Here is a 25,617-nt window from a genome sequence, read left to right as displayed (position 1 = left end):
TTGCGTTTATCCCATGAGAAATGGGATAGATGCTCTTTTTTATTTTAAATTGGAGAATACATCAGGTGTGCTGAATCATTCCTGTCTTTTGATCAATCCATCCACAAACTTTTCGTCATGAAAAAAATCCGATTGTCACAATTTGTCTCTTTTACGTTTATTGTTCTCATTTCAATCGGCTGTCAATCCAAGTCCAGGCTAACCCCCGGTGAAGGTTTTTTAGAAGTGACCGGCGGAAAGGTCTGGTACAGGATCGTTGGTGAAGGTGAAGGCACCCCACTTCTGCTGTTGCACGGTGGACCAGGTTTTACCAGTCATTATCTCAATCCCATGAGTGCACTGGGTAAAGACAGACCGGTCATATTTGTGGACCAGTTGGGTGCTGGAAGATCTGACCACGCGATCGATCAGTCTATGATGACCATCGCCAGTTTTGTGGACCAAATCAATGAGGTGAAGGTCGCACTCGGTTTGGATCAATACTATATTTACGGTCATTCTTGGGGCACTATGCTAGGGATGGATTACTATTCAGAACATCCTGAAGGCATCAAAGGTTTGATCTTGGCAAGTCCGCTACTTAGTACAAAAATGTGGTCCGATGATGCTGAAAAACTCATCAGTCTTTTACCTGATTCGATTCAGCGTGCCATCGATATCAACACAAAAAATGAAACTTTTGAATCTCCAGAATTTTTACAAGCCATGGATGTTTATTACCAAGCCTATGTAGCCAGAAAACTTCCATGGGATGCCAATATGGACAGTACATTTTCCCAGATGAATCCCGAGGTCTATAATCACATGTGGGGGCCCAGTGAATTCAGAGCCATGGGTAACCTTAAGAATTTTGACCGATTGGATACAGCTAAAAAAATCGCTGTTCCTACCTTGTTCCTATGCGGTGAATATGACGAAGCCCAACCCGCTACAGTTAAGTACTATCAGAGTCTAGTGCCAAATTCGAGGTTTACTATAATCGAAAATTCGGCACACGCCCTAACACATGATAATCCAGAAAAGCATAATGCGGTCGTTGGCCAATTCCTATTAGGATTGGATGAGAGACGGTAGTTAAAAGCATACTGATGTTGCCGACAGAAGGGTTGTAGAAGTATGGGCAAGTATTTTCCAGGGTTTAGGACTCCTTGATTAGCCAAAGGACGTTGCCGTCTTCAAATGCAATAACACCACGACCGATAGAAAAGTAATATTTCTTACCCAGATCATTTTTAGATTCATAAACCTTTGAAAAGGTTCTGTCTTCGAAACTTAATTCATCGTAATAATTTTGATAAACTTCATCATGCTCTTGAGCAGCCTCCGAATCTGGGATAAGAGCTAGTCTTCGGCTCCCACGTTCGTCCTCAACTCTATATAATGTCAAATTTTCATAGGGTTTGTGCCAATAATACCCATTTTCCCCAATATATTTTAAATCTACATTGAACTGATCACTAGTTGAAGTAAATGTGATTCTCATGATCTCGCTGTCATAATATTTTATGCTGGAATGATTTCCTGCCTTAGTACATATTAGCTGATTTCTCAAGACTAAGTTGCCTGAGTCAATATCAACACTAAACACCTGTTCAATACCATCAGCATTCATGTAAACTTTATCTTGCTCAATGTCCTCAGGAAGATAGCTCAAGAGTGTTGGGCTTAATTCCAATGACGCTATGAGTTGGTTAGGGCCACAGCCACCATTTTCTTCTAAAAGACCACAACTTAGGCATGTCAACATCAAATAATAAGAGAATGCACTTACCATATGATTTTTAAAAGCTATAATTTTCATCTTTAGGTTAATTTTAGATAAAGACAAAAAGACAACCTGTCTCCCCCAAAATCTCATATGAATTGGATTCTTGGCTCTAATAAAATGCGCTGTCAGAGGCAGTCAACAAAAAGTTTAAAAACTCTGCTCCCTCCCCGCCACATTCAATCGAATAGCGATCGAGCTAAAATTGGTAGTTGAAGTCAAAGCAGGATCAGCACTATCACGCTTGCGATAAACGTGTCGAAGATCAATGAACAAGTTGTGCTTTAGCATGTAGCTCGCAGTGAGATCGGCAAATAGCTGATCATTGGATATGCCTTGTCCCAGCGTATTGCCATACTCTTGTGTTCGGGTAGTATAATCCTTCAAGACATCTGCCCCAAGATTTTGGCCGATCGGGTCGGTACCGTATTGACTAGCAATGAATTTTCCAGTCAGGTATAATTTAGGTACGGGCTGATATCGGGCAATGAATACCGCCTCTTTGAAGTTGGCACCAAGCGGATGAGCCAACGGCTGACGATAGTGCGAGTAATTGGTAAATATGGACTCGTGTGAGTAGGTGAATGGCCTAGACAAATTGTATTCCACTTGCACGTCGAGGTTGCTAATGCCGAAGGCGTTATAGTACTTTCCTCCCAACTGTATAGAAAATTTGTTTCCCCACCAGCCATTACCCGCTTTGAGTTCGCTAATCACCATTTCGTCTAGCAATCCCTGACCATAGAATTGAACACCTTTTGTGAGGTTCCATTTCCAGTCAAAACCAAATAAGGCATTGTCTGGACTGCCGGTATATTGCTCAATCGAGCGGTAGAAGATAATCGGATTTAAATAATTCCACTCGAAAGCTGTGCCAGTACTATCTCCACGATTAAAAATAATAGCCTCGAAAATGCCTACATTAAAATTGTTCGTGACATTTACGCTCAGGTGATGTGCGGTCAAAAATTTCTTTGGAAACTCCGCTGTACCGTTCGAACCAAAAGAGGAAAATGGAGCATCAGCCACTAACTCCGTATAAAGGTTAGTGTATTGAATTCGCCAGACTTTGGTTTGAATCTTCAAGAACGTACTTGGCGCGCTGAAATCGGAAAGCAGCAGTGAGCGATAGCCATTGCCTACAAAGTTTTTGTCATAACCAAATTGTAGCGCAATATGCTTGCTGGCATTGAAAGTAAAATAACCTCGCGCGGTAAAGAAGTCCACACCATGATCTCCAAACTTTTTCCAAAAGGCCTCATTGGGTACTACACCTCCTTCAGTCGTATAGTCCTGAACATACTTAGGAAAAACTGCCTGTGACTCCTCGATAGAAGAATAGAAACCAATTTTTTCATCGATCGACCCCCGAATCTGTGCTCCTCTCGTGTTGATAAAAGGTGAAGAACCACTATTGCTATCTCGGCCGGCACTCAAATAAAGTATTGGGTTCACTCTGAGTTTAAATTCCTTGGTCTTGACATGCAAAAAGTCTGCTCTCGTCCTGTATAATTTTTTCAAAAATGGTTTTTTGCTAAAAACAGCATCTTCGCCAAAGTATTCCCAATGATCTGTTTTGATATAAGATTTGTTGAATTGATCTTGAGTAGAGTTTAGAAAACCTGCAGAATCTATCGTTGCTACTACATCTACCGCGCGGTACGGTTTATAGCTTGTATGTATGCTTTCGCTAAAATTCTTATTTAGCACGTCTGCGCGATCAATCAGATGATAATAGTCAGCATTGAGGGGAGCATAAATACTTTGGGCAGAGGCCCACGAGGCTATTAGGCTTAGCCCTAAGAGGAATATAATTTTGTTCATTGACACGCTTGCTTTCAATCCAAATTTGTGGAACATAAAATAAGAAGTGGCGCAATGGCTAAATTATTGTTTATCAAAGGGAAAAACATCTCTAAGCATTTTTTATTTACATCCTTCCCACGAGATAATACTATGGGTCATACTCAAATTCATGTATTTAATGAGCATATGCTAAGATTATAGCCTTTTCCCCAGGCAGACTTTATACAATAGTTTTGTGATTGTTCACAGTTTACGTACTTTTGCAGTCCTTTTCGTTAATAGGCGAAAGATTTAACAGAAAAGCACTATGGCAAAAACCATGGCGCACAAAAGATAAAAACATGAAAAAAGACATTCATCCAGAGTACAAGGAAGTAGTATTCTTCGATACGTCAAGTGATTTCAAATTCTTGACAAAGTCTACTATGGGTTCTGACGAGACAATCAAGTGGGAAGATGGAAATGAGTACCCTTTGATTAAAATTGAAGTGAGCTCTGCCTCACATCCTTTCTACACAGGTAAGAAACTTTTTGTGGATACTGCTGGTAGAGTTGAGAAATTCAACAAAAGGTACAAGAAAAAATAATCCTTCTTTTAGGATAAAAAGATTGAAGTCTTCAGGATATTTGTTCCTGAAGACTTTTTTATTTCTAACCCATGAAACCTAGGGGGTTTATTTAATTGAAAGGCCTAAGCTTTTCAATGATCTAAATTCTCAGAGGTGACATCTGGCTATTACACGAAATACATACAGATGAGAATTGCTCTTGCGGACCTATCTCAGCATAGGACTAAGTTATTTCCTTTTACGCTTACCAGACCTATCGGCGACTTACGTGTCGGTATACTTACCATCAAAGAAAAGTGGGAGAAATACCTGGATCAACCAGTTGAGTTTCTGACCGTGGCTGAGCTAACACCCAAATTTGCACCTCAGAATCAGACAATCGACCTCGTCATCAATGGTACCCTTTGTCCAAATAAAGATTTGGTTCTCGCGATCAATGAGCTTGATGAAAACCAAACGTTATATTATGGTGATGAGTTCTTAGCCGCACGAGGCGCTATCCATTCTTTAGATGCGGCCCATGAGGCCGCAACATTTGCAAGAGTCTCATTTGAAGGCCCTTGTACCAGCATCCAAAGGAGTTGGGATTTATTCACGCACAACAAAGAGCAACTACGTTCAGATTTTGAATTACTCACGGAAAACAGAATCTCTCAAAAAATTGAAGACCCACACACCATTGTTTATGGTGAAGAAAATGTGTTTATCGAAGAAGGTGTTGATATCAAAGCGGCCATTTTGAATGCGGAGGACGGGCCTATTTATCTGGCAAAGAACAGCGTGATTCAAGAAGGAGCTACGATACGCGGGCCATTTGCCCTGGGTGAAAACTCAAGAATCAACATGAATGCCAAGATTAGAGAAGGAGTCACCATCGGACCCAACTGTAAAATAGGAGGCGAGGTATCGAACTCCATTGTGTATGGCAATTCCAACAAAGCCCACGATGGATATCTTGGCATGTCTGTAGTAGGAGAATGGTGCAACCTGGGGGCGGACACCAATAACTCGAACCTTAAGAATAACTATGATACGGTAAAGGTTTGGGATTTTGAAACCGGTGATTTTATCAATACCGGGCTTCAGTTTTGTGGCCTATTTATGGGAGACCATTCTAAGACCGCAATCAACACCATGCTGAATACAGGTACCACAATTGGCGTCTGTTCCAGCGTTTTTGGCAGCGGCTTTCCCCCTACCTATATCCCCTCATTTTCCTGGGGAGGTGTAGGGCAGATGACCACACACAGAATTGATAAAGCGATAGAGACCGCACAGAAAGTATGGGCAAGAAAGAATATCAAGCAGACTGAGGTTGACGAAAAGATATTAAAAACTATCTTTGAGTGCTCGACCAAAAATCAGTCATGAGATTCTCCGAAATTCCCGGACTTAGTGAAACCAAAAGGCAATTGATCCATGCGATCAAAGGTAATCACGTAGCCCATGCCCAGCTTTTTTACGGTCAGGAAGGTTCGGCTAATCTCGCTTTGGCACTGGCCTATGCCACTTATATCAACTGCCAAAATCCGACCGATTCAGACTCTTGTGGCACTTGTGAATCATGTACGAAAATGGATCGGCTGATTCACCCGGATTTGCAATTTGTATTTCCAGTCAGCTCCACTAAAAGCATTGCCGGCAAGAATGTAGTCAGCTCTAGCTACCTTAATGAATGGCGCACCTTTTTGAACGGCAACAAATATGGAAGCTTAGAAGACTGGAGTGCACACTATGGTGCTGAAAACAAGCAAGCCAACATCTCGAAAGAAGAAAGTCGGAATATTATAAAATCATTGACTTTGAAATCTTTCGAGGCTGAATACAAAGTATTAATTATTTGGTTACCCGAATATATGAATGCCTTTGCAGCTAATGGCATCTTGAAAATACTTGAAGAGCCATCCGAGAAGACATTATTTTTGCTGGTAACCTGCAATTACGAAAGATTACTGACTACGATCCTTTCTCGTTGCCAGCTATTTAAAGTCCCCTCTTTTTCAGATGCTGAATTGGAGCAATACCTGATTGCCGACAAAGAATTAGCTCAGGAAAAGGCTCAAAAAATTGCTGTGCTTGCGGAAGGAAGTCTGAAGGCTGCAGTAGAGCATATTGATAGTACTGAAGATGATGCACACGTGATGTTCAGAGATTGGATGCGCCAATGTTGGGTCAAAGATTTTACCTCACTCAATAGCACGAATGAGCTTTTCAACAAGCTGAGTAAAACAGGACAAAAGCTCTTTCTTCAGTATGCTTTAAACATGATGCGTCAGGCATTGATCAGTGAATATCTATTGACCGAGAAAGAAAAACTCAATGAGCAAGAAAAGGATTTTGCAGTTAAGTTTGGTAAAGCCTTATCAACACAAAAGCTTGAAAAAATAAGCGAAGAGTTCAGCCGGGCACATTATCACCTTGAGCGCAATGCGAATGTTAGAATCTTATTTATGGACTTGTCAATTTCTGTTGGCAGAATAATGACGGCTGCATGACAATAAAAATTGGGACACGGGGCAGTCAATTGGCTCTTTGGCAAGCCTACCATGTGCAGGATTTGCTAAAGCAAAATGGGGCAGAAGCAGAAATTGTCACTATTGAAACCAAGGGTGACAAAATCCTTGATGTCACGATAGCAAAAATTGGGAGTAAAGGCGTATTCACAGAAGAGATAGAAGAACAACTCAAAGATGGGAGAATTGATATTGCAGTACATAGTGCCAAAGACATGCAATCCACATTACCTGAAGGCTTTGAGCTAATTGCTTTTGGCGAAAGAGAAAAATCTCATGACGTATTAGTCAGTCATAAAACCATAGGGCTCGACCAAAGGGATTTGGTGCTAGGAACCTCCTCTACCCGTCGTCTAGCCTTCCTTCAAAAGCACTATCCCCACGTTAAGACAGTTCCGGTTCGAGGTAATTTGCAAACTCGAATTAAGAAAATGAAAGATGGCGCTTGCGATGCGCTGTGGTTAGCTTATGCAGGTGCTCACCGAATGGCATTCGATGACATGATCGTCCACGAATTTGATCCAACACAATTTGTCCCCGCAGTAGGACAAGGAAGTATCGCTATTGAAGTCTATGAATCACTTGATCAGACCAAACGAAATTTGGTTCGGAAAGCGGTCAACCATGTCCAGACTGAAAAATGTCTAATTGCTGAGCGTTCCTTTCTTAAAAAAATGAATGGGGGATGCAGTATTCCAGTGTTTGGTCTAGCCACCATTGAAAACGACGTGCTCACACTCTCTGGAGGTATTATTAGCCTAGACGGCAAAACCACAATCGAAAAGTCCTGCTGTTCTACCACAAATGCCGCCCAAAAGGTGGGAGAAACCTTGGGTGAATATATATTGGAAAATGGCGGTCGCGAAATATTAGAAGAAATCAGAATACATCAATCAAATTGAAAATAGTCACTATGAAAAAACACTTTCTCTTAATTCTATCTACTTTGTTCGTACTCTCTTCATGCGCCAAAGACAAGAAAGACGTCGTAATCACTGTGAAAACTTCTTTTGGAGATATGAAAGTAATCCTATTCGAGGAGACACCGCTTCACAAAGCTAATTTCATCAAACTGGCAGAAGAGGGTCAATATGATAGTACAGTCTTTCATCGTATCATCAAGGAATTTATGGTTCAGGGCGGAAATGTGGATGAGAAGAATGGAACCAACTCGAACAATACCATTGCAGCGGAAATCGTAGATGGATTTTATCATCATAAAGGCGCCTTGGCTGCCGCCCGACAAGGTGATCGAGTGAATCCGGAAAAGGCATCCAGCTGGTGTCAATTTTACATTGTACACGGCAAAACGTTTACCGAGGCTGAGCTGACAGTAGACCAACGAAAGTTAAATCAAGCCATCAGCCAACTGATGCAATATGAGAGTCACGCAGAAATTCGCAATCAATTTATGGAATTACAAAACAAGCAAGACTACGAGGCAATGAATCAACTCGCACTGCAGTATGTGGATTTGGCAGAAAAAGAGCTTAATGTTACTCTCAAGAAGGAAATCGCTCCGGAAAGACTGAAACTATATACTGAAATAGGAGGGTCACCACATCTGGACGGAGCCTATACCGTCTTTGGCAAGGTGGTTGAAGGTCTGGACATAGTTGACAAAATAGCAGCAGTAGAAACTGGAAGAGCCGATAGACCAACTGAACCTATCCATTTGACCGTGACGGTTGAGCGACTATCTAAGAAGAAAATTACAAAACTATACGGATACGAGTATCCTGAGTAGGAGTTGATCAGCAAATACCAACTCCTTCGTTCTTTCAGCTATTAGGTGCAATTAACAGTCTTAAGAAGTAATATCTGATTCATTTGCCCTAAAATTAACTACTTTTAAGGGTTAAACCCATTAAAATGATTTGTTGTGCCCATCATTGGAGAACAGAAATTAGTTAAAAAACTAAGGAAAGGCTGTCATCAGTCATTCACTACATTATTTCATTTATACGGACAAAAGCTGTATAACTTCTCTTATAAATATACTGATTCTCATGCCGAAGCAGAGGAGATTGTGCAAGAGGTCTTTCTAAAAGTGTGGAAAAAAAGAGAGAGCATAAATTCAAAATTATCCTTCAATGCCTTTCTGATAACCATCGCAAAAAATCACATTTTTAATAGAATAAAAAAAGAAGCTAGTCGGAAGAAGTATAGAGGGCAAATTACAACTTCAGACCTTGTAACCAATGAGACAGAAAATAAGGTTATCTTTGCAGATTTGGCAGAAATTGCCAGAACTAAAGTAGATAATCTTCCACCTAAGCGTAAACAGATATTTTTGTTGCGAAGAGATTCAGGACTATCCGTAAAGGAAATTGCCAGCAAACTGGGAATTGCCGAAAGCACAGTTGAGAATCAGATGAACAAAGCTATCAAGACATTAAAATCTAACCTTTCGAATTTTTCATAATAATAAGAAGACTAGAGTAGGTGCTAATGACACCTTATCTGTATTAATACTGTAAACTATTAAGCGATTGGATTTTTATAATAGATATAAAGCTTTCAAAGCGGGCCAGCTATCTCAGGAGGAGATTGAGGAGTTTGTCTCATGGATGAGCTCTAAAGAGGGAGAGGAAGTCATACTGGAGGAGATTGAGGATGATTGGAATTTGTTGGAAGCTAAGCAAGCAACCGATGAAACGAGATTGGAATCTATATTCACTCAAATTGAAGCCCAGACGAGGGAAGACAATCCTATCAGTGCTCATGGAAATTATTTTTCTAAAATAGCCGCAGCAGTAGCTCTACTCGTTGTTTTCGCAGCACTTTCCTACTTGATTTTTCCAGAACTTCAGTCTCTGAACCAGCCTCAGCATATTGTGAAATCAAATCCCAGTGGTCAGAAGTCTACTCACTTCTTGCCTGATGGAAGCAAGGTTTATCTAAATGCCGAAAGTTCTGTGAGTTACATTGAGGATTTTGAGGGAGATCTGAGAGAGATTGAGTTGAATGGAGAAGCCTACTTTGAGGTGGCAAAAAACCCAGAGAAACCATTTGTTGTACGATCTCGCAATTTGTCTACAACTGCCTTGGGTACTGCCTTTAATGTACGCGCCTTCTCAAAAGAAAATGAATTAGAAATTGCCTTAACCTCGGGTAAAGTGCAGGTAGAATCACGAGACTTAATTGATAAAATCTACTTGGAACCAGGAGAAAGAGTAACCTACTCATCCAAGGACCGCACAGCGTCCAAATCTGCATTCGATTTAGATAAAGTAATTGGATGGAAAGACGGCTTGATCAAATTCCAAGACGCGAACTATGAAGAGGTCAAAAATCGCTTGGAAAGATGGTATGGTGTACGAATCAAGAGCAACAAAAACCCTTCGCACGACTGGACTTATTCTGGTTCTTTTGAAAATCAATCGCTTGAAATGATATTAGAGGGAATGAAGTTGACTAAAAATTTTGAATACAAATTGGAAAGAAAATCGGTGGAAATCATGTTCAAATAAGCGTTAGCCTATGCTAAATCCCTCTACCAGATTAACCTTGATTTTAATATTAATTGCTCATCAGGTACTCTCAAATAGCCTGATAAAAAAGAGTTATGACAATATAAAAAACACTAAGGTAAGCTTGCGTCTGGAGGAGGTATCTATTGAAGACACATTCAAAGAAATTGAAAAAAATACAAAATTCAGATTTGCATATGACAGGCGTGATATTGACGCAGAAGTTAGAATAAATCATTCTGGCGAGGTCGTCTTTCTCTCTGAGTTGCTATTACAAATTTCAAAAAAAACCAACCTGAAGTTCAAGCAAATCAATCACACGATTAACGTTTATAGAAGCGTGATCGCTAATAATCAGGCTAAAGAACCAAAAAGGCACTTCAAGATAGCTGGTCGAATCGTTAATGAAGAAGATGAATTGCCTTTGATAGGCGTATCGGTACGTGTAGGAAACTCAAATATTGGAATAATTTCAGACAACGATGGAAGATTCGAACTTACGATTCCCGGACAATCAGCCAGATTAATTATTTCTTATGTGGGCTTTGAAACTATCAAGGTTGATGTGGAGTCTTCGTTGAAAACCTTGAAAATAGGAATGAAGCAGGACCTCCGAAATCTGAATGATGTAGTGGTAGTGGGTAGCAGATTCAATCCACGTTCTGTACTAGATTCACCTGTGCCTATAGATAATATATCCAGCCAGGAACTGGAGGCGACGGGTCAGCTCACGCTAGATCAAATGATTAATTTCAAAATGCAGTCCTTCAACGCCTCTCAGCAAACAGTTTCAGACGCAACGGCTCATTTTAACCCCGCAGACCTCCGTGGATTAGGCCCAAGCAGAACACTGGTACTTATCAACGGGAAAAGAAAAAACCCAAGTGCTCTGGTATACATCAATGATACTCCGGGGAAAGGTGAGGTAGGAGTTGATATGCAAAGCATTCCAATAGGAGCTGTGGAACGAGTTGAAGTGCTAAGAGATGGGGCATCGGCTCAGTATGGATCCGATGCGATCGCCGGAGTAATAAATATAATCTTAAAAGAGGAAGCCGAAACCACAACCGTTAATTCATTCTCCGGGATTACAACAAAGGGAGATGGTTTCAATTATGGCTTCGGCGCAAATACAGGGTTTGAGCTTTTTGATACCGGTTTTTTAAACGTGACTACCTCATATAAGGAACAAGAATACACCAATCGTGCAGGGAATCCGGGCACTGATGAATTTTTGAATGCAGAGGGTTCAGAAGAATGGATCGCGGCTAATCCTGATTTAGGAATGATTGTTGGCCAGCCGGACATGACCACTTTTGATGTTTTCTATAATGCAGAAATACCCCTAAACAACCAATCGGAGTTCTACTCATTTGGTGGGATCACTCTCAGACAGGGTACGAGTTTTGCACTGTACAGAACGCCTTACTGGGTGCCAGATCCAAATAACGTCTTTCATAAAGATAATGAGATATATAACGGCTTTCACCCTACGTTCGAAACAGATATTAACGACCGAACACTTGGTCTCGGAATTAAGAGTCAGATCAGAGACTGGGCTGTTGACATCAGTGCTGTCTCTGGAACTAACACCGTAGCCTATCATATAGGTGAAACAATGAACCCCGATCTCGGAAGACAGAGTCCCACACGTTTCGACGCAGGAGGATACCGTTTTCAAAACTTCGTAAACAATATCGATATCTTCAAGAAAGTCGACAATTTTAGCATCGGTTTTGGATCAGAATTTAGGACAGAAAGATTTCAGGCATTTGCTGGTGAAGAAGCCTCATACCAAGGAAATGGCTCAATATCATTTCCGGGAATCAGACCAAACGATGAGGTGGATGAAAATCGAAATAATGTAGGCCTCTATACGGACATAGAATTCGACAATGATATCATATTAGTCGGAGGTGCAGCCCGGTTTGAAAATTACGATGATTTCGGAAAAAATTTCACCTGGAAGTTTAACACACGCTACAAACCGTTTGGCGAAATACTAGCATTTCGGGCCTCGGCAAGTACCGGTTTTAGAGCCCCATCACTTCACCAAATATATCTGAGTAACGTTCAGACGTTAGTGTCAGATGGCAGTATTTCCAACCAAGGCACTTTCAACAACCATAGCCCGGTCATAAGAGAACTTGAAGTTCCGGAATTAGCACAGGAAAATGCCATCAACTTCTCGGCGGGAATTACATTACAACTCTTCAGAAAATTAGAATTGACATTCGATTATTACAATATAAAAGTGAATGATAGAATTCTTTTTACAAATGAAATCGGCTCAGACGGAGATCCCAACACTGTAACGGCACTAGAGGATACGCTGAGAGCTTATAACGTAACGAGTCTGAAATTTTTTACTAATGCAGCGGATACCCGAACGAAAGGAGCTGATTTGGTGGCCACCTACAAGCAAATTTCGCTTGGAAGCGGTTTTCTTGATATAAGTTTTGCAGCCAATATGACATCCACAGCCATAGAAAGTGCTATTCGCACGCCCGCACCGATAGCCACAGCTGGCAATGAAATATTCAATCGGAAAGAACAAGCCCGGATCATTTCTGCCAGACCAGAAGATAAATATTTGATAGCATTCAACTATGGTTTGAACAAATTCACGGGTGGATTGAGTTTCACCAGATTTGGTGAAGTGACCTGGAAACACGCAACAGATCCGATTAAAGACCAAACCTTTTCAGCAAAAATTATCACCGATATAAACCTGGGCTACAAAATTAGTCCTACCGCCACCTTTGGGCTCACTGTTCAAAACCTGTTGGATATTTATCCCGACGAAGTAAATGCCAAGGGAGATCCCATTACAAATTTAGGTGGGCGGTTCAAATATGCTTGGGAGGTAAACCAATTTGGATATCTCGGCACAGTGATTTCAGCAAGAATCAGTCTTAAATTCTCCTAGAATTAGAACTTTATTTGGTTTTTTCTTTTAATGACCAGAGAAAATATCAAGTCCAATCACCCTTATTTTTATACTTTATTTTTTCCTTTTTTTTATACAAAAGGTAAGGTATCGACAATTCATATAGTTGATAATCATATAGTTAATGGCATGGTTTAGACTAATTGTTTCTAAATACTAACAGGCGTTAGTCTGTTAACAAACAATTTTTTACACTCTAAAACCAAACTTTATGAAAAAAGTTTACTCAGCATTGACCGTTATGCTAATGTTAACGGTCTCTGTAGCCTATGCCCAAAGGACTATATCGGGCATGGTCACAGATGGTTCATCCGGCGAAGCACTCGTCGGAGTGAATGTGATTGAAAAAGGGAGCGCCAATGGTGCTCTTACGGATCTTGATGGCAATTTCAAAATTGAAGTAGCCGATGGAGCCGTTCTACTATTTTCCTATATCGGATATAGCTCTTCTGAAGTAACCGTTGGTTCACAATCTCAGATTGACATATCCCTTAATGAAGATGTAACAAATCTTGAAGAAGTCGTCGTTACCGGGTTAGCTACATCAGTGAAGCGCTCCAATCTGGCGAATGCTGTTGCTTCAGTATCTGGAGAAGACCTTGCTGGTAAAACCAACATACAGACGCTGGATGGTGGTTTGCAAGGTAAAGTGGCCGGAGCCAATATTCTAAATAATTCTGGAGCTCCCGGAGGAGGAATATCCATGAAGTTAAGGGGTATTACTACCATCACAGGCTCTTCCGAACCACTTTATATCGTAGACGGTGTTTACATAGACAATTCGGCCATTTCTAATGGATCAAATACTGTGACAGCAGCTTCCACGAATGGAGCCATGACTACCAATCAGGATAATGCCGCAAACAGGATTGCTGATTTGGATCCTTCTGATATCGAAAGTATTGAAATATTGAAAGGAGCATCCGCCTCTGCCATCTATGGCTCTAGGGCCAATGCTGGAGTGGTCATCATTACTACCAAAAGAGGCAGTGAGGGTAAAACACAAATTACGTTTAAACAAGATGTAGGAATCACAAAAATTTTGAATCCATTGGGGACTCGTCCTTTTACTTCAGCATCTGTTTTAGCTGACTTCGGTTCAGCAGCCCAGGCACAATATGATGCAGCTGCAGCGTCCGGACAGCTTTACAATTATGAAGACGAGCTATATGGCGAGACAGGACTATTGACCAATTCGAAAATTACCTTTGCCGGTGGCAATGAAAAGACCAAATTCTATCTTTCTGCTGGCAGAAAAGACGAAGAAGGGATTATCAAAAACACTGGATTTGAGAGGAACTCGATTAGGGCCAATGTGGACCATAAAATCTCGAAATTCGTGGATGTCAATTTATCTACAAACTATATTCTTTCTAAAACGCAAAGAGGTTTAACAAACAACGACAATGCGGGTGTTTCTTACGGTGTGGCCCTTTCGGGTACTTTACCGTGGCATGACTTGTTTCCAAATGAAAATGGAATCTATCCTAATCACCCGGCAAACCCGTCTAATCCACTTGCTACAAGGGATAAGTCAACTGTCGCTGATGAGACTAACCGATTTGTTATCGGCTCAGGGATCAACTTCAACTTGTTGAGAAGAGAAAATTCATTCTTGCAGTTGAAATTGCAGGGTGGAATGGATTATTATAATAACGAGTCAACGTTGCATTTTCCTGAAGATCTACAGTTTACTATTGGTAATCAAAACGGAGTATATTCAAGAGGTAACAATGTGACGTTCAATACCAACTTGTCTGCCTTTTTGATTTACAACACTACCGTTGGTGACATTGATTTGACATCGTCTGCTGGAGTTAACAGACTGGATCAGTCTAAGGAACTGCTTACCGTTCAAGCACAACAGCTAACGGCAGGTCAGCAAAATTTACAGCAAGGAGGATCTTTGACTGCCTTTCACAGACAATTGGAATCGCAAGATTTAGGTTATGCTGTACAGCAGGAAGCCAATTGGGATGACAAGCTCATCGCTACCGCCAGTGTGAGACTTGATAAATCCACCCTGAATGGAGATGCAAATAAACTTTACGCTTATCCAAAAGTTTCCCTCGCGGCAAACCTGACAAATTTCGATTTTTGGAATGTTGGTCTTATTAGTCAATTGAAACTAAGAGGTGCTTACGGTGAAGCGGGAGGCGTTCCCAATCCAAATGCGGTGACATTCGTTCAGCCAAAGTTTACCGCTCTGGGACCATTGAATACAGGTGGTAATACAGGTGCAGTGGTAGGAACAGCATTTGGAGACCCAAATGTAGAGCCAGAAAGATCAAAAGAATTAGAACTGGGTATTGACCTTGGTCTTCTTGACGGCAGAATTGGATATTCCTTTACTTGGTACAACAAGAAAGTGGAAGATCTTATTTTGGTAGCTGCTATGCCACCATCTTCAGGCTTTCTAAATCAACAAACAAATTTGGGAGCACTTGAGAACAAGGGGATAGAAATGTCTTTGAATGCCTTGGTTGTTAATAACTCTGCAATCAAATGGAATACAACCGTTAATTGGTGGACCAACGAATCAGAGATGACAAGGTTGGATGTACCTGCATTTAATCCACCTGGAGGCGGATTCGGCGCAGGTCTAGGGACGATTAGACTTGAAGAAGGAAAATCTCTAACGCAAATTGTGGGAACTGCCGGATCGAGTGATGTGGTACAGTTAGGAGATGCTGCCCCAGATTTCCAATTGGGATGGAGCAACGATATCACCTTTCTGAAAAACTTCACTTTCTCCATGCTGTGGCATTGGAAAAAAGGAGGGCAAAATGTAAACCTAACCGGTTTGCTAACTGACTTTGGCGGTACTTCTTACAACTATGACGATGTACTCGATGATGGACAGAGATTAGGTGATGCAAGAGTTGCTGCATTTTTTAGCGGTGAAAACTCAACTCTTTTTGTGGAAGACGCTGATTACATCAAACTTAGAGAAGTGTCACTATACTATTCGATTCCCAAGTCAGTTTTGGGCAATGCCTTTAACGGTGTGGTGGATAGAGTCAGAGTCGGTATCTCAGGAAACAACCTGTTTATGGACACTCCATATTCCAGTTACGATCCAGAAGTATCAAACTTTGGAAGCGGTGGCGTATTGCAGGGTATAGAGGTAACTCCTTTCCCTTCTTCCAAAAGAATGTTTTTTCACCTAGAAGTTGGATTCTAAAAATCAATTGAATTATGAAAAAAGTAAATCAATATATAATTGCTTTAGTAGCAGTGTTCACATTTTCATGTGAATTGGATGAACCGGTTGATCTTAATAACCCCAGTTTCGGTGGTGTATTAACTGATGCGAACATCGGTCAGTTAAATGAACTAGTGACCGGAATTCTCGCAAGGGCGAGTACAGGCATGGGAGTTTACCATGATGTCGCTGGTGTAATAGGACGGGATATCTATCGCATCGATGTATCTGACCCAAGATGGGTAGGTGATGTTATGGGTACCGGTAGCCTTGATAATAGTGCATTCTACACAGGTACCAACTTCAACACCAGGTACAATGGTGTTAAGACAGCAAATACGTTGATAGGTGCTGCTGAAAATACCACTGTGTTAACCACAGAAGAGGCTCAAGGGTATTTAGCATTTGCGAAAACATTTAAAGCTCACGCTTTGTTGTTTGCTTTAAATCATCAATACAACAATGGAATCAGAATTGATGTAGAAGACCCAAATGCACTTGGCCCATATACCAGCAATGCCGCAGAGGGTTATGATGCCATAGCTGCTCTATTAGTAGAAGCAGCTACTCATGCAACAGCTGCAGGAAGTAGTTTTGCTTTTGGACTTACCACAGGGTTCACGGACTTTGATACACCGGCAACCTTTGGTACATTCATTAAAGCCTTGCAGGCCAGGGTGGCTCTTTATCAGGCAAATTATGCTAACGCGGCTACATTTGTAGATCAATCATTTCTTGATGAAACTGGCAATTTTGGAGTGGGTGTTTATAGGGTATTTGCTAATGCGTCTGGAGACAGAGTAAACCCACTTTTCTTTCCAAACAATACTAATGGAACGACCAGGTTGGCTCATAATGATTGGGTACCAGACGCTGAAGTGGGCGATTTGCGATTAGCGAAAGCCTCACTTCGAACCACTCCTCAGGATGTGATTTCAGGACAATTGGTTGCGACTTATGATGCTTGGGCGGTAACCAGTCAAACTCAGCCCATGGCGTTTATCAGAAATGAAGAATTAATTCTGATCAAAGCTGAGGCCTTAATTCAAGAGGGCTCTGCAGCATCTTTGGCTGCAGCCGTCACCTTAATTGACGTCATTCGAGTTCAATCAGGAGGTCTGCCAGCTTATTCAGGAGCTGTCACTCAAACTGCTTTGATCAACGAAATGCTACATCAAAGAAGATATTCCTTGTTTGATGAAGGGCACAGATGGATTGATATGAGGAGATATAATAAGCTGGATGAGCTTACGCTAGATCTTACCGGTCATTCTGTAATTATTCAAATACCAAGGCCATTCAATGAAGTTGGCGTGCAGGGTGGTTGATCACCTAGATAATTAGTAAAATAAAAAAATGCCATTCAGAATCTGAATGGCATTTTTTTATTGCGTCTGATGAGTCATTCTTCATCTAGCATATCAATATCCTGAATAAGAACCCTTTTCGAAATCGCCTGCCCTGTTTTGGTAGCTGCCAATCCACCCATCGCTGTTTCCTTATATCGAGTTTCCATACTTTGTCCTACTTCGCCCATAGCTTCAGCACACTCATCTACAGGAATTACGCTGTCAACATCTGATAGTGCAATTTGAGCGGAAGAGTTGGCAATGGCCGCTGCACTGGCATTTCTCACTACGCAGGGTACTTCAACCAGTCCGGCCACCGGATCGCACACCAAACCCAACATGCATTGCAAAGTAATTGCTGCTGCATTGAAGACCTGATCAATCGTACCTCCCAGGCAATAAACGATGCTCCCAGAGGCCATAGCCGCAGCACTACCGGTTTCGGCCTGACATCCGCCTACGGCACCCGCCAAGGAGGCCTTTTGCTCTAATATCAATGCAATACCAGCACTAACCAACAGTGCCTCATGAACTTTTCTATCATCAATCTTATGAATGGCCTGCATTGTAGTCAAAACTCCTGGTAAAATGCCAGAAGCACCGGCTGTAGGTGCAGCCACTACCCTTCCCATACATGAATTTACTTCTTTGGCGGATAGCGCACTGGACACAAGTATTTGGAATTCCTTAGATAAAACCACCGTTTTGTTCTGTGCTACTTTTTTGGCACCATTCTTTATCATGCCAGAGTGAGAAGACATGTCTTCGGTCAAACCAGTTTGAACGGCTTCTTTCATGACTTGGTAAGCTTTGGCCAAACCGGCCCAAATCGCCTGCTCAGTGGCTCCTTTTTGCTCAATTTCGTATTGTAGCACAGGCTCAAAAAGCTGGGTGCTTTCTTCTTCACAAAGGGCTTTCCAACCTTTGAAATCGTTAAATAGAAATGACATGATGTTTTGGATTAATTGTCTTTCAAAATTACTCAGATTCTTGGCCAATGCTGTATTGCATTAGGCAATAAGAGGTCATCCCTCTTAAAACTCCGCGTTACCTGGAGTCCTTGGAAAAGGAATTACATCTCTGATATTGGTCATTCCCGTTACAAAAAGGATCATTCGTTCAAACCCGAGACCATAGCCGCTATGCGGAGCCGAACCAAATTTTCGTGTATCCAAATACCACCATAACTCGTCTTTGGGTACGCCCATTTCATCCATACGCTGCTCTAGTTTATCCAGCCGCTCTTCGCGCTGGGAGCCTCCTATAATCTCCCCTATGCCAGGAAATAAAATATCCATGGCGGCTACCGTTTTTCCGTCATCATTCTGACGCATATAAAACGCCTTAATGTCCTTTGGGTAATCAGAAAGTATCACCGGCTTTTTGAAATGCTTCTCTACCAGATATCTTTCATGCTCGGACTGCAAGTCTGCTCCCCATTCCTCAATCAAATAATTAAACTTCTTCTTCTTGTTTGGTTTGGAGTTTCTTAAGATGTCTATGGCCTCTGTATAAGTCACTCTTTCAAATTTGTTGTCCACTACAAATTTGAGGCGATCCATCAGATACATATCAGGACGCTCGATTTCTTTCTTGTTTTTGTTTTCTTCCACCTCACGTTCGTGAAGAAATCTTAAGTCGTCTGCACAGTTTTCGAGTGCATACTGCACCAAATACTGCAGCATCTCCTCTGCAAGATCCGCATTGTCATCAGCATCGAAGAAGGCCATCTCAGGCTCTATCATCCAAAACTCTGCCAGATGGCGGGTGGTGTTTGAGTTTTCAGCCCTGAACGTGGGCCCGAAGGTATATATCTGACCAAGTGCCATCGCAGCCAACTCCCCCTCGAGCTGGCCTGAAACGGTAAGGTTTGTTTCTTTACCAAAGAAGTCTTGCTTGTAATCTATCTCTCCTTCTTCCGTTTTGGGAGGATTCTCCATGTCGAGAGCCGTTACCCTAAATGTTTCTCCAGCTCCTTCAGCATCTGATGCTGTTACAATTGGAGTATGAATATTTAAGAACCCCTTGTCATTGAAAAATTTGTGAACAGCATAGATCATGGCATGGCGAATTCTGTAGACCGCACCGAATGTATTAGTACGAGGCCTCAGATATGCAATCTCTCGAAGAAACTCCAATGAGTGCCTTTTGGGTTGCAATGGATACTTTTCGGGATCTGCCTCTCCAAGCACTTCCATTTCTTTCACGTGCATCTCAACAGACTGACCAGAGCCCTGAGATTCAACGATCTCACCTTTGGCCGCAATACACGCTCCAGTTGTTATTTTCTTGAGCAAATCTTCGGAAATCAAAGTAGGGTCTGCCACCAATTGTAGATTGTTAATCGTGGAGCCATCATTTAAGGCAATAAAGGCGACATTTTTGTTCTGTCGCTTTGTTCTAACCCAACCCTTTACGAGCAAGACGCTACCTACTTTTGCCGATTGTAAGACCTCTAATACTTTGATTCTTCGTTCCGTACTCACTTCTCTCTGATTTTAATTCAATAATTGCCTGATAATGAAGGCAGAGCGCAAAAAAAAAGTATTTTAAGTTCCTGTGCAATTAATTGAAATTTCATTCTCTTTGCGCCTAGCAAAAACCGATCTTTAATCAGGTCACTTAAAAATAAATAATCATGCCGGCTTGACCGGTGCTCATTAAGAATGCACAATTAGATTAGAATTTTGTGCAAAATCACCTTTCAGGATAAAAAATAAACAAATGGAAAAATACGATGTATATGGTATTGGCAACGCCTTGGTAGATTTGGTCTTTGAAGTAGACGAAAAGTTTCTTTCGGATCATCAGGTAGAAAAAGGATTGATGACTCTTGTGGAAGAAGATCGTCAAAATCAACTGATTAGTGCCATCGACATTCACGAGAACATGATGAAGGGTGGTGGTTCAGCGGCTAATACTGTGGTTGCCACAAATCAGTTCGGGGGTAAATGCTACTATTCTTGTAAGGTGTCCAATGATCAGTTTGGTCAATTTTACCTCAAAGATCTCGCTGAAAATGGTGTTGATACAAAATTGACAAATGCAAGCGCACCTGATGGAATAACTGGAAAATGCCTGGTGATGGTGACACCAGATGCTGAACGAACAATGAACACCTTTTTAGGGATCACTTCGGATTTTTCAGTGAAAGAAATAGATGAAGAGGCCATCAAAAATTCAACCTACATTTATTCAGAAGGGTATTTGGTGCCTTCTCCTTCCGGAAGAGAGGCAATGAAAAAAGGTATGGAAGTAGCCAGAGCCAATGAGGTGAAAGTTGCCATGTCGTTTTCAGACCCAAGCATGGTAAAGTTTTTCAAAAAAGAAATGGTGGAGGTTGTTGGAGAGGGTGTAGATCTCTTATTCTGTAACGAAGAGGAAGCCATGCTTTATACAGAAAAGGACAATCTTCTGGAGGCACGCGAAGCACTCAAGTATGTGGCAAAGCGTTTTGCTATTACTTTAGGAAAAAATGGAGCTACCATTTTTGATGGTGACACTTTCATAGATATTGAATCTTATAAGGTAGATGCCATAGATACCAACGGTGCCGGAGACATGTTCGCTGGCGCATTTATGTTTGGTATCACCAATGGCCATACCTACGCCGAGGCAGGCAAAATAGCTAGTTTGGCTTCATCTAAGGTAGTTTCTCAGTTTGGACCACGTTTGGATAAGAAGCAAGCACAGGAAATTCTCAATCACCTGCTTGAAAGCAACTGATCCTAATCATAAATCTGAACTTAATAGCCTTAGCAAGGGTTTCGTATTGACTATTGACGATACCTTTGTTTTGGTTAAAATTAATGAAGTACTTTGAGCATGACATCCACACTTATTTACAAAGCAGACAACGAATTCGAAGCTACGAATCAGGTCGGCAATGCTGTCGCTATCGACATGTATCCACAGGCTGATAAAAAAGACCAGTCTCCGATGGACTTGCTGCTTTCTGCAGTAGCTGCATGCGCGGCTGTAGATATCGTTTCGATGATCAAAAAGAAGCGGCGAACATTTGTGGATTTGAAGGCCGAAACCACTGGTGAAAGAGCCGAATCTCATCCTAAAAAGTTTACTAAAATCCACATCAAGTACATTATCACCTCACCGGATTTGACTGACAAGGAGGCGGAAAAAGTAATAGATTTGGCAGTAAACAATTATTGTAGCGTGGCGTCTTCTTTAGACCCTGATATTGAGCTCACCCATAGTGTCGAGATCATTCGATAGTAGAAGGCTCATTCGGTGATAACTACTTTGGACATTGAGTATCCTGCAAAAATACCCAAGCCATTTTCAACATTGCTATGAACAAATACTGGTTCAGAAAAAGTATCCCCGAAGATCAGTGCCTGTTCGTCCAATGTGACTTCATACAGGTATTGCGCTCTCGTAATGTGCTGTAGGACAACAAATAAGGTGTAATCATGATAACCCTTGCGATTTTCTTCATCAAAAATTGTAAGACCCGGCCTTAGGCTCTCCTCATGAAACTGCATATAGAAATCTAAAGTATGCAGCTCTCCATTAAAGAATTCATCGCTAAAAATAATTTTATCTTGAAATGTATAAGGATTCTCTTCAGTGACATTTTCGCCTCTCGATATTTTAGCTCTTATTCCTGTCGTAGATAAATTTGATCCCACATAACGCATACTATCCCCGTTATAGAAGTAGGATGTATAATCAAAATCTATCTTGCTAAGGCACTGTATTTTGTAATAATTCTCTGTATCAGGTGAGTCCTGAAAGGTAATTGAAAATGGAGCACCATTAAACGTGTGACTTCCACCCCATGGATCAAAATCAATATCGACTACTTCAGTCTTCCAACTGTATTGCACATCATGAATTGGAACACTTTTGGGGATTAAAGTACTCGCAACGGTCTCCTGATAACCCTCTGCGTTAATAACAATTTTGTATTCTATTCCTTCTTGAGCGCTGAAATTAGTCGTGCTTCGGTACCTGCTGTGGCCTGGTGAAAACCAGAATACATTCTCCAATTCTTCAGGTGTTGGAACTACAAACTCTAGTCGGTCTACCAACTCATCTTCTGCATAGACAATCACTTCTGCATTTTCTACGGCTATATCAACATTGACGCGATTGCTATCCAGAGGTAGGTTTCGAGTCAGGGTTACCTGCATGACACTATCGGCAAAGAAGATTCCCCCTACCACCAGCTTAGATCCACTGCTCGATACTTTTATTTCTTTGTCTTCGCACGAAAAGAACGTAATCGCGAAGAGCATAAATAAATAGGTCAATAGATTTATTAATAAACGCTTCATTTCTTAAAATTTAAATCTGTAGCTGATAGAAGGAATTATGGGGAACAGTTTTTTCTCCACAAGTTTCGTATGTTCGTCCACGGTGTGGTAAATCCCATCGCGATTCTCTAATTCTATGTGATGTTTTTCCTCAACGAAATATGGGTTTCTTCGACTATAGACATTGTATATGCCAATCACCCATTGTCTCTCACCCCATTTTTTTTCCTTGGTAAAACTCACACTCAAATCCAGCCGATGGTAAGGTCGCATGCGATAACCATTCCGGCTGGTATATTCGAATACCTGACCGGCGAAATAAGAGTCGTTTGTGTAATAGATAGACTCAGGCAATGTAATTGTAGTGCCAGATCCAAAAACCCAATTAGCGTTCAAAGTAATGTTGTCGCTGATTTTATGATTGAGTACTGCACTGATGTCATGGCGTCGGTCATACTTGAAGGGAAAGGTCTTTCCTTCATTGAGATTGGGAAAAAATCTATCCGAACGAGAAAGGGTGTACCCGATCCACCCATCTGTACGACCAAATGATTTTTTTACATAAAGCTCAATGCCATAACTGGAGCCTTCTCCAATTTCAACCTTGTTTTCCCAATGTTCGCTGAGATCAAGGAATCCTGCACCCTCTTTGTAAGCGATCATACCGTCCATTTGTTTGTAGTAGGCCTCGGCGCTAAATTCCAGATTTGTTGATGCATTGGAATGAAACCATCCCAATGAAAACTGATCAGCTCGTTGGGGTGGGATCTGTTCTGTGGCCGGCACCCAAAAATCAGTGGGCAGCCCTACACCCGCATTAGTCAGCATATGCAGGTACTGAGCCATATGTGTATAAGAAGCCTTGACGGAGTTGTTAGTGTTTAATAAATACCTGAGTGAAATCCTTGGTTGAATAGAATGATAAAATTTATCATTGACCTCATAGCCAGATACATGAACGCCTATGTTGCTTCTGATTTTTTCTGACCATTTGATATCATCTTCCAAATAAGCAAAATATTCTTTTGTCTCAATATTGTTCGTGTTGATGGTGACGTCCTTTTTTTTATCCTCATTGAGAGCCACCGTATTGGGTGAAAAAGTATGTTTTATGCCTGAAATACCAAACTTCATGTTGTGATTGGGATTGGGGAAGAAATCAAAATCAATCCTTGCCGTCCAGTCTTCTATACCTGAGGTGGTAGTAAAATTCTCATAAGTGGTGCGCCGATCGTCGCCAAAATTTAGCTCCAGAAAATTTTCATCTTCTGAAAAAAAGTCATACCTGCTATATGAAATACTGGTGTTAGCAAAAAGTTTGGGTGCAAACACGTGATTCCATCGAAACAGGCTAATCGTGCTGCCCCAATGCAATCCCTTAGCGTCGTCATTGAACCTATAATAGTCGGTTTGACTATTTTCTTCGGTGATCTTTTCTCCGCTCGACCCTTTATCCTTGCCATGATAAATACTGAAGAAAACTCTATCTCGATCAGAAAATTTGTGATTGATTTTGCCAGTGACGTCATAGAAATAATAGCCTACACTTGACCCGGTGGTAGTGGTATTTCCGGTTTGAGGATCTGTTGAGGATTTGTCCTTAAAAAATGGTTTCGCAAATACATCGAGATAGGTTCTACGCCCAGAAATGGCATAGGAGGTCTTTCCTTTTATGATTGGGCCTTCTAGCAAGAGTTTGGCGGCAATCAGTCCTACAGAACCCTCTCCATGAAACTCTTGATTGTTTCCTTCCTTCATGGAAATATCAACTACCGATGAAAGCCGTCCGCCATATCGAGCAGGGTATGCCCCTTTGATGAGATCGACTTTATTTATTGCATCGGCATTGAACACCGACATGAAGCCGAAGAGATGGTTTACATTATATATCGGAACACCATCCAACAATATGAGATTTTGATCTGGGCCTCCTCCACGAATATAAAGTCCTGATGACCCCTCGCTGCCTGATTGTACACCTGGCAATAGATGTAATGCCTTTACCACATCTACCTCGCCACCAATGGCTGGACGGCTTTTTATCTCTTTACTAGTGACCGTGAAAGTTCCCATAGCTGTAGTTTCCTGAATCGGAACTTCTTTATCCGCATTGATAATGATCTCATTGAGTGTAGCAATGGACAAATCAACACTGATAGTCGTATCCTTTTGGACATTAAGTTGTTTGACTTGCGCTTCGTAGCCAACGTAAGAATACTTCAAAGTAATTGGACCAGCTGGAAGGGTAAGACTGTAAAATCCGTAGTAATTAGAGATGGTTCCAGCCAGCGTCTCTAGATTCATGGCTGTTGACCCGATAAGAGCTTCACCAGAGTCCGCATCCCTTAGGTAACCCTTAATGGTTACCTTCTTTCCTTTTATCCCTTTGCCCGAACTTCCCTTTTTCACTTTAATAATGATGGCATTTTTTTGCTCCATAAACTGGACGGCTTGCTCCTTAAAGAGGAGGTTGAGCAGGTTTCTCACTGTCATTTTTCTTTCGGAAATTTTTACCTTCTGACTTACATCAACCTTTGAGTTGTCGTAATAAAACTCTGCATTTGCCTGTTTTTTAATGGTTTCAAGAAAATGAGAAATCGATCCGGAAGATTCATTCAACTGGATCACAATATCCATTTTGGATGATTGCGCCCAAGTCGTTTGAGCATAAAGAATTATGATAGCGAGTATTGTGAGTTTGAATCGCATGA

At 41.3% G+C, this 25,617-nt stretch carries 19 protein-coding genes; 13 read left to right on the top strand and 6 right to left on the bottom strand.

Annotation, left to right across the window (positions count from 1 at the left end; translation table 11 throughout):
* Positions 1 to 117 precede the first annotated feature (117 nt).
* A complete protein-coding gene (locus ABJD64_RS18915; RefSeq protein WP_348180688.1) occupies positions 118 to 1,074 on the top strand; it encodes a proline iminopeptidase-family hydrolase in 957 nt (318 codons plus the stop codon).
* 64 nt (positions 1,075 to 1,138) lie between these two features.
* On the opposite strand, the gene ABJD64_RS18910 is transcribed toward ABJD64_RS18915, so the two are convergent.
* Together ABJD64_RS18910 and ABJD64_RS18905 are read right to left on the bottom strand one after the other, a co-directional pair.
* Positions 1,139 to 1,801 carry a hypothetical protein gene (locus ABJD64_RS18910; RefSeq protein WP_348180689.1) on the bottom strand — a complete coding sequence of 221 codons (663 nt, stop codon included), beginning with the start codon at positions 1,799 to 1,801 and terminating at the stop codon, positions 1,139 to 1,141.
* A 114-nt stretch (positions 1,802 to 1,915) separates the two neighbouring features.
* Positions 1,916 to 3,589, bottom strand: coding sequence for a hypothetical protein (locus ABJD64_RS18905; protein WP_348180690.1), 1,674 nt, complete (start codon positions 3,587 to 3,589; stop codon positions 1,916 to 1,918).
* A 323-nt stretch (positions 3,590 to 3,912) separates the two neighbouring features.
* On the opposite strand from ABJD64_RS18905, the gene ABJD64_RS18900 reads away from it, so the two are divergent.
* From ABJD64_RS18900 to ABJD64_RS18855, 10 genes are all read left to right on the top strand, one after another.
* Positions 3,913 to 4,158 carry a type B 50S ribosomal protein L31 gene (locus ABJD64_RS18900; protein WP_348180691.1) on the top strand — a complete coding sequence of 82 codons (246 nt, stop codon included), beginning with the start codon at positions 3,913 to 3,915 and terminating at the stop codon, positions 4,156 to 4,158.
* A gap of 168 nt (positions 4,159 to 4,326) precedes the next feature.
* Positions 4,327 to 5,511, top strand: a complete 1,185-nt coding sequence (locus ABJD64_RS18895) for a GlmU family protein (RefSeq protein ID WP_348180692.1) — start codon at positions 4,327 to 4,329, stop codon at positions 5,509 to 5,511.
* A complete protein-coding gene (locus tag ABJD64_RS18890; RefSeq protein WP_348180693.1) occupies positions 5,508 to 6,635 on the top strand; it encodes a DNA polymerase III subunit delta in 1,128 nt (375 codons plus the stop codon). The genes ABJD64_RS18895 and ABJD64_RS18890 overlap by 4 nt, the downstream gene beginning before the upstream one ends.
* Positions 6,632 to 7,555 carry a hydroxymethylbilane synthase gene (hemC, locus tag ABJD64_RS18885; RefSeq protein ID WP_348180694.1) on the top strand — a complete coding sequence of 308 codons (924 nt, stop codon included), beginning with the start codon at positions 6,632 to 6,634 and terminating at the stop codon, positions 7,553 to 7,555. The genes ABJD64_RS18890 and hemC overlap by 4 nt, the downstream gene beginning before the upstream one ends.
* A gap of 11 nt (positions 7,556 to 7,566) precedes the next feature.
* A complete protein-coding gene (locus ABJD64_RS18880; protein ID WP_348180695.1) occupies positions 7,567 to 8,400 on the top strand; it encodes a peptidylprolyl isomerase in 834 nt (277 codons plus the stop codon).
* Positions 8,401 to 8,535: 135 nt separating this feature from the next.
* Positions 8,536 to 9,078, top strand: a complete 543-nt coding sequence (locus tag ABJD64_RS18875) for an RNA polymerase sigma-70 factor (RefSeq protein WP_348180696.1) — start codon at positions 8,536 to 8,538, stop codon at positions 9,076 to 9,078.
* 67 nt (positions 9,079 to 9,145) lie between these two features.
* The gene (locus ABJD64_RS18870) at positions 9,146 to 10,126 is read left to right on the top strand and encodes a FecR domain-containing protein (protein WP_348180697.1); all 981 of its coding nucleotides are present in this window, start codon (positions 9,146 to 9,148) and stop codon (positions 10,124 to 10,126) included.
* 10 nt (positions 10,127 to 10,136) lie between these two features.
* Positions 10,137 to 13,055 carry a TonB-dependent receptor gene (locus ABJD64_RS18865; protein ID WP_348195347.1) on the top strand — a complete coding sequence of 973 codons (2,919 nt, stop codon included), beginning with the start codon at positions 10,137 to 10,139 and terminating at the stop codon, positions 13,053 to 13,055.
* Positions 13,056 to 13,287: 232 nt separating this feature from the next.
* Entirely contained in the window at positions 13,288 to 16,260 is a 2,973-nt protein-coding gene (locus ABJD64_RS18860; protein WP_348180699.1) for a SusC/RagA family TonB-linked outer membrane protein, read from the top strand.
* Positions 16,261 to 16,274: 14 nt separating this feature from the next.
* Positions 16,275 to 17,609 carry a RagB/SusD family nutrient uptake outer membrane protein gene (locus ABJD64_RS18855; RefSeq protein ID WP_348180700.1) on the top strand — a complete coding sequence of 445 codons (1,335 nt, stop codon included), beginning with the start codon at positions 16,275 to 16,277 and terminating at the stop codon, positions 17,607 to 17,609.
* A 74-nt stretch (positions 17,610 to 17,683) separates the two neighbouring features.
* Here ABJD64_RS18855 and sdaAA read toward each other — a convergent pair whose 3' ends face one another.
* Together sdaAA and asnS are read right to left on the bottom strand one after the other, a co-directional pair.
* A complete protein-coding gene (gene sdaAA, locus ABJD64_RS18850) occupies positions 17,684 to 18,580 on the bottom strand; it encodes an L-serine ammonia-lyase, iron-sulfur-dependent, subunit alpha (RefSeq protein WP_348180701.1) in 897 nt (298 codons plus the stop codon).
* Positions 18,581 to 18,664: 84 nt separating this feature from the next.
* Positions 18,665 to 20,116, bottom strand: a complete 1,452-nt coding sequence (gene asnS / locus ABJD64_RS18845; RefSeq protein WP_348180702.1) for an asparagine--tRNA ligase — start codon at positions 20,114 to 20,116, stop codon at positions 18,665 to 18,667.
* 238 nt (positions 20,117 to 20,354) lie between these two features.
* Between asnS and ABJD64_RS18840 the strand changes: the two genes are divergently transcribed.
* Positions 20,355 to 21,356: an adenosine kinase gene (locus ABJD64_RS18840; protein ID WP_348180703.1), complete on the top strand. Its 1,002-nt coding sequence runs from the start codon at positions 20,355 to 20,357 to the stop codon at positions 21,354 to 21,356.
* A 99-nt stretch (positions 21,357 to 21,455) separates the two neighbouring features.
* On the top strand, positions 21,456 to 21,863 hold the full coding sequence (locus ABJD64_RS18835) for an OsmC family protein (RefSeq protein ID WP_348180704.1): 408 nt from the start codon (positions 21,456 to 21,458) through the stop codon (positions 21,861 to 21,863).
* Between the two features lie 8 nt (positions 21,864 to 21,871).
* On the opposite strand, the gene ABJD64_RS18830 is transcribed toward ABJD64_RS18835, so the two are convergent.
* Complete coding sequence (locus tag ABJD64_RS18830) at positions 21,872 to 22,927, bottom strand: DUF4249 domain-containing protein (RefSeq protein WP_348180705.1); 1,056 nt, start codon at positions 22,925 to 22,927, stop codon at positions 21,872 to 21,874.
* A gap of 3 nt (positions 22,928 to 22,930) precedes the next feature.
* Positions 22,931 to 25,615, bottom strand: coding sequence for a TonB-dependent receptor (locus ABJD64_RS18825; protein ID WP_348180706.1), 2,685 nt, complete (start codon positions 25,613 to 25,615; stop codon positions 22,931 to 22,933).
* Positions 25,616 to 25,617 lie beyond the last annotated feature (2 nt).

It is taken from the genome of Reichenbachiella sp., from assembly GCF_039944555.1.
In the GTDB taxonomy this organism is placed as follows: Bacteria; Bacteroidota; Bacteroidia; order Cytophagales; family Cyclobacteriaceae; genus Reichenbachiella.
This window is presented reverse-complemented; position numbering and strand designations above follow the sequence as displayed.

What these genes read in the sequence shown, in the direction of transcription:
- ABJD64_RS18900 (WP_348180691.1), top strand. Translation starts at nt 3,913, where the DNA reads ATGAAAAAAGACATTCATCCAGAGTACAAGGAAGTAGTATTCTTCGAT.
- sdaAA (WP_348180701.1), bottom strand. Translation starts at nt 18,580, where the DNA reads ATGTCATTTCTATTTAACGATTTCAAAGGTTGGAAAGCCCTTTGTGAA.
- ABJD64_RS18835 (WP_348180704.1), top strand. Translation starts at nt 21,456, where the DNA reads ATGACATCCACACTTATTTACAAAGCAGACAACGAATTCGAAGCTACG.
- ABJD64_RS18855 (WP_348180700.1), top strand. Translation starts at nt 16,275, where the DNA reads ATGAAAAAAGTAAATCAATATATAATTGCTTTAGTAGCAGTGTTCACA.
- ABJD64_RS18895 (WP_348180692.1), top strand. Translation starts at nt 4,327, where the DNA reads ATGAGAATTGCTCTTGCGGACCTATCTCAGCATAGGACTAAGTTATTT.
- ABJD64_RS18860 (WP_348180699.1), top strand. Translation starts at nt 13,288, where the DNA reads ATGAAAAAAGTTTACTCAGCATTGACCGTTATGCTAATGTTAACGGTC.
- ABJD64_RS18840 (WP_348180703.1), top strand. Translation starts at nt 20,355, where the DNA reads ATGGAAAAATACGATGTATATGGTATTGGCAACGCCTTGGTAGATTTG.
- ABJD64_RS18890 (WP_348180693.1), top strand. Translation starts at nt 5,508, where the DNA reads ATGAGATTCTCCGAAATTCCCGGACTTAGTGAAACCAAAAGGCAATTG.
- ABJD64_RS18880 (WP_348180695.1), top strand. Translation starts at nt 7,567, where the DNA reads ATGAAAAAACACTTTCTCTTAATTCTATCTACTTTGTTCGTACTCTCT.
- ABJD64_RS18915 (WP_348180688.1), top strand. Translation starts at nt 118, where the DNA reads ATGAAAAAAATCCGATTGTCACAATTTGTCTCTTTTACGTTTATTGTT.
- ABJD64_RS18905 (WP_348180690.1), bottom strand. Translation starts at nt 3,589, where the DNA reads ATGAACAAAATTATATTCCTCTTAGGGCTAAGCCTAATAGCCTCGTGG.
- hemC (WP_348180694.1), top strand. Translation starts at nt 6,632, where the DNA reads ATGACAATAAAAATTGGGACACGGGGCAGTCAATTGGCTCTTTGGCAA.
- ABJD64_RS18830 (WP_348180705.1), bottom strand. Translation starts at nt 22,927, where the DNA reads ATGAAGCGTTTATTAATAAATCTATTGACCTATTTATTTATGCTCTTC.
- ABJD64_RS18910 (WP_348180689.1), bottom strand. Translation starts at nt 1,801, where the DNA reads ATGAAAATTATAGCTTTTAAAAATCATATGGTAAGTGCATTCTCTTAT.
- ABJD64_RS18865 (WP_348195347.1), top strand. Translation starts at nt 10,137, where the DNA reads ATGCTAAATCCCTCTACCAGATTAACCTTGATTTTAATATTAATTGCT.
- ABJD64_RS18825 (WP_348180706.1), bottom strand. Translation starts at nt 25,615, where the DNA reads ATGCGATTCAAACTCACAATACTCGCTATCATAATTCTTTATGCTCAA.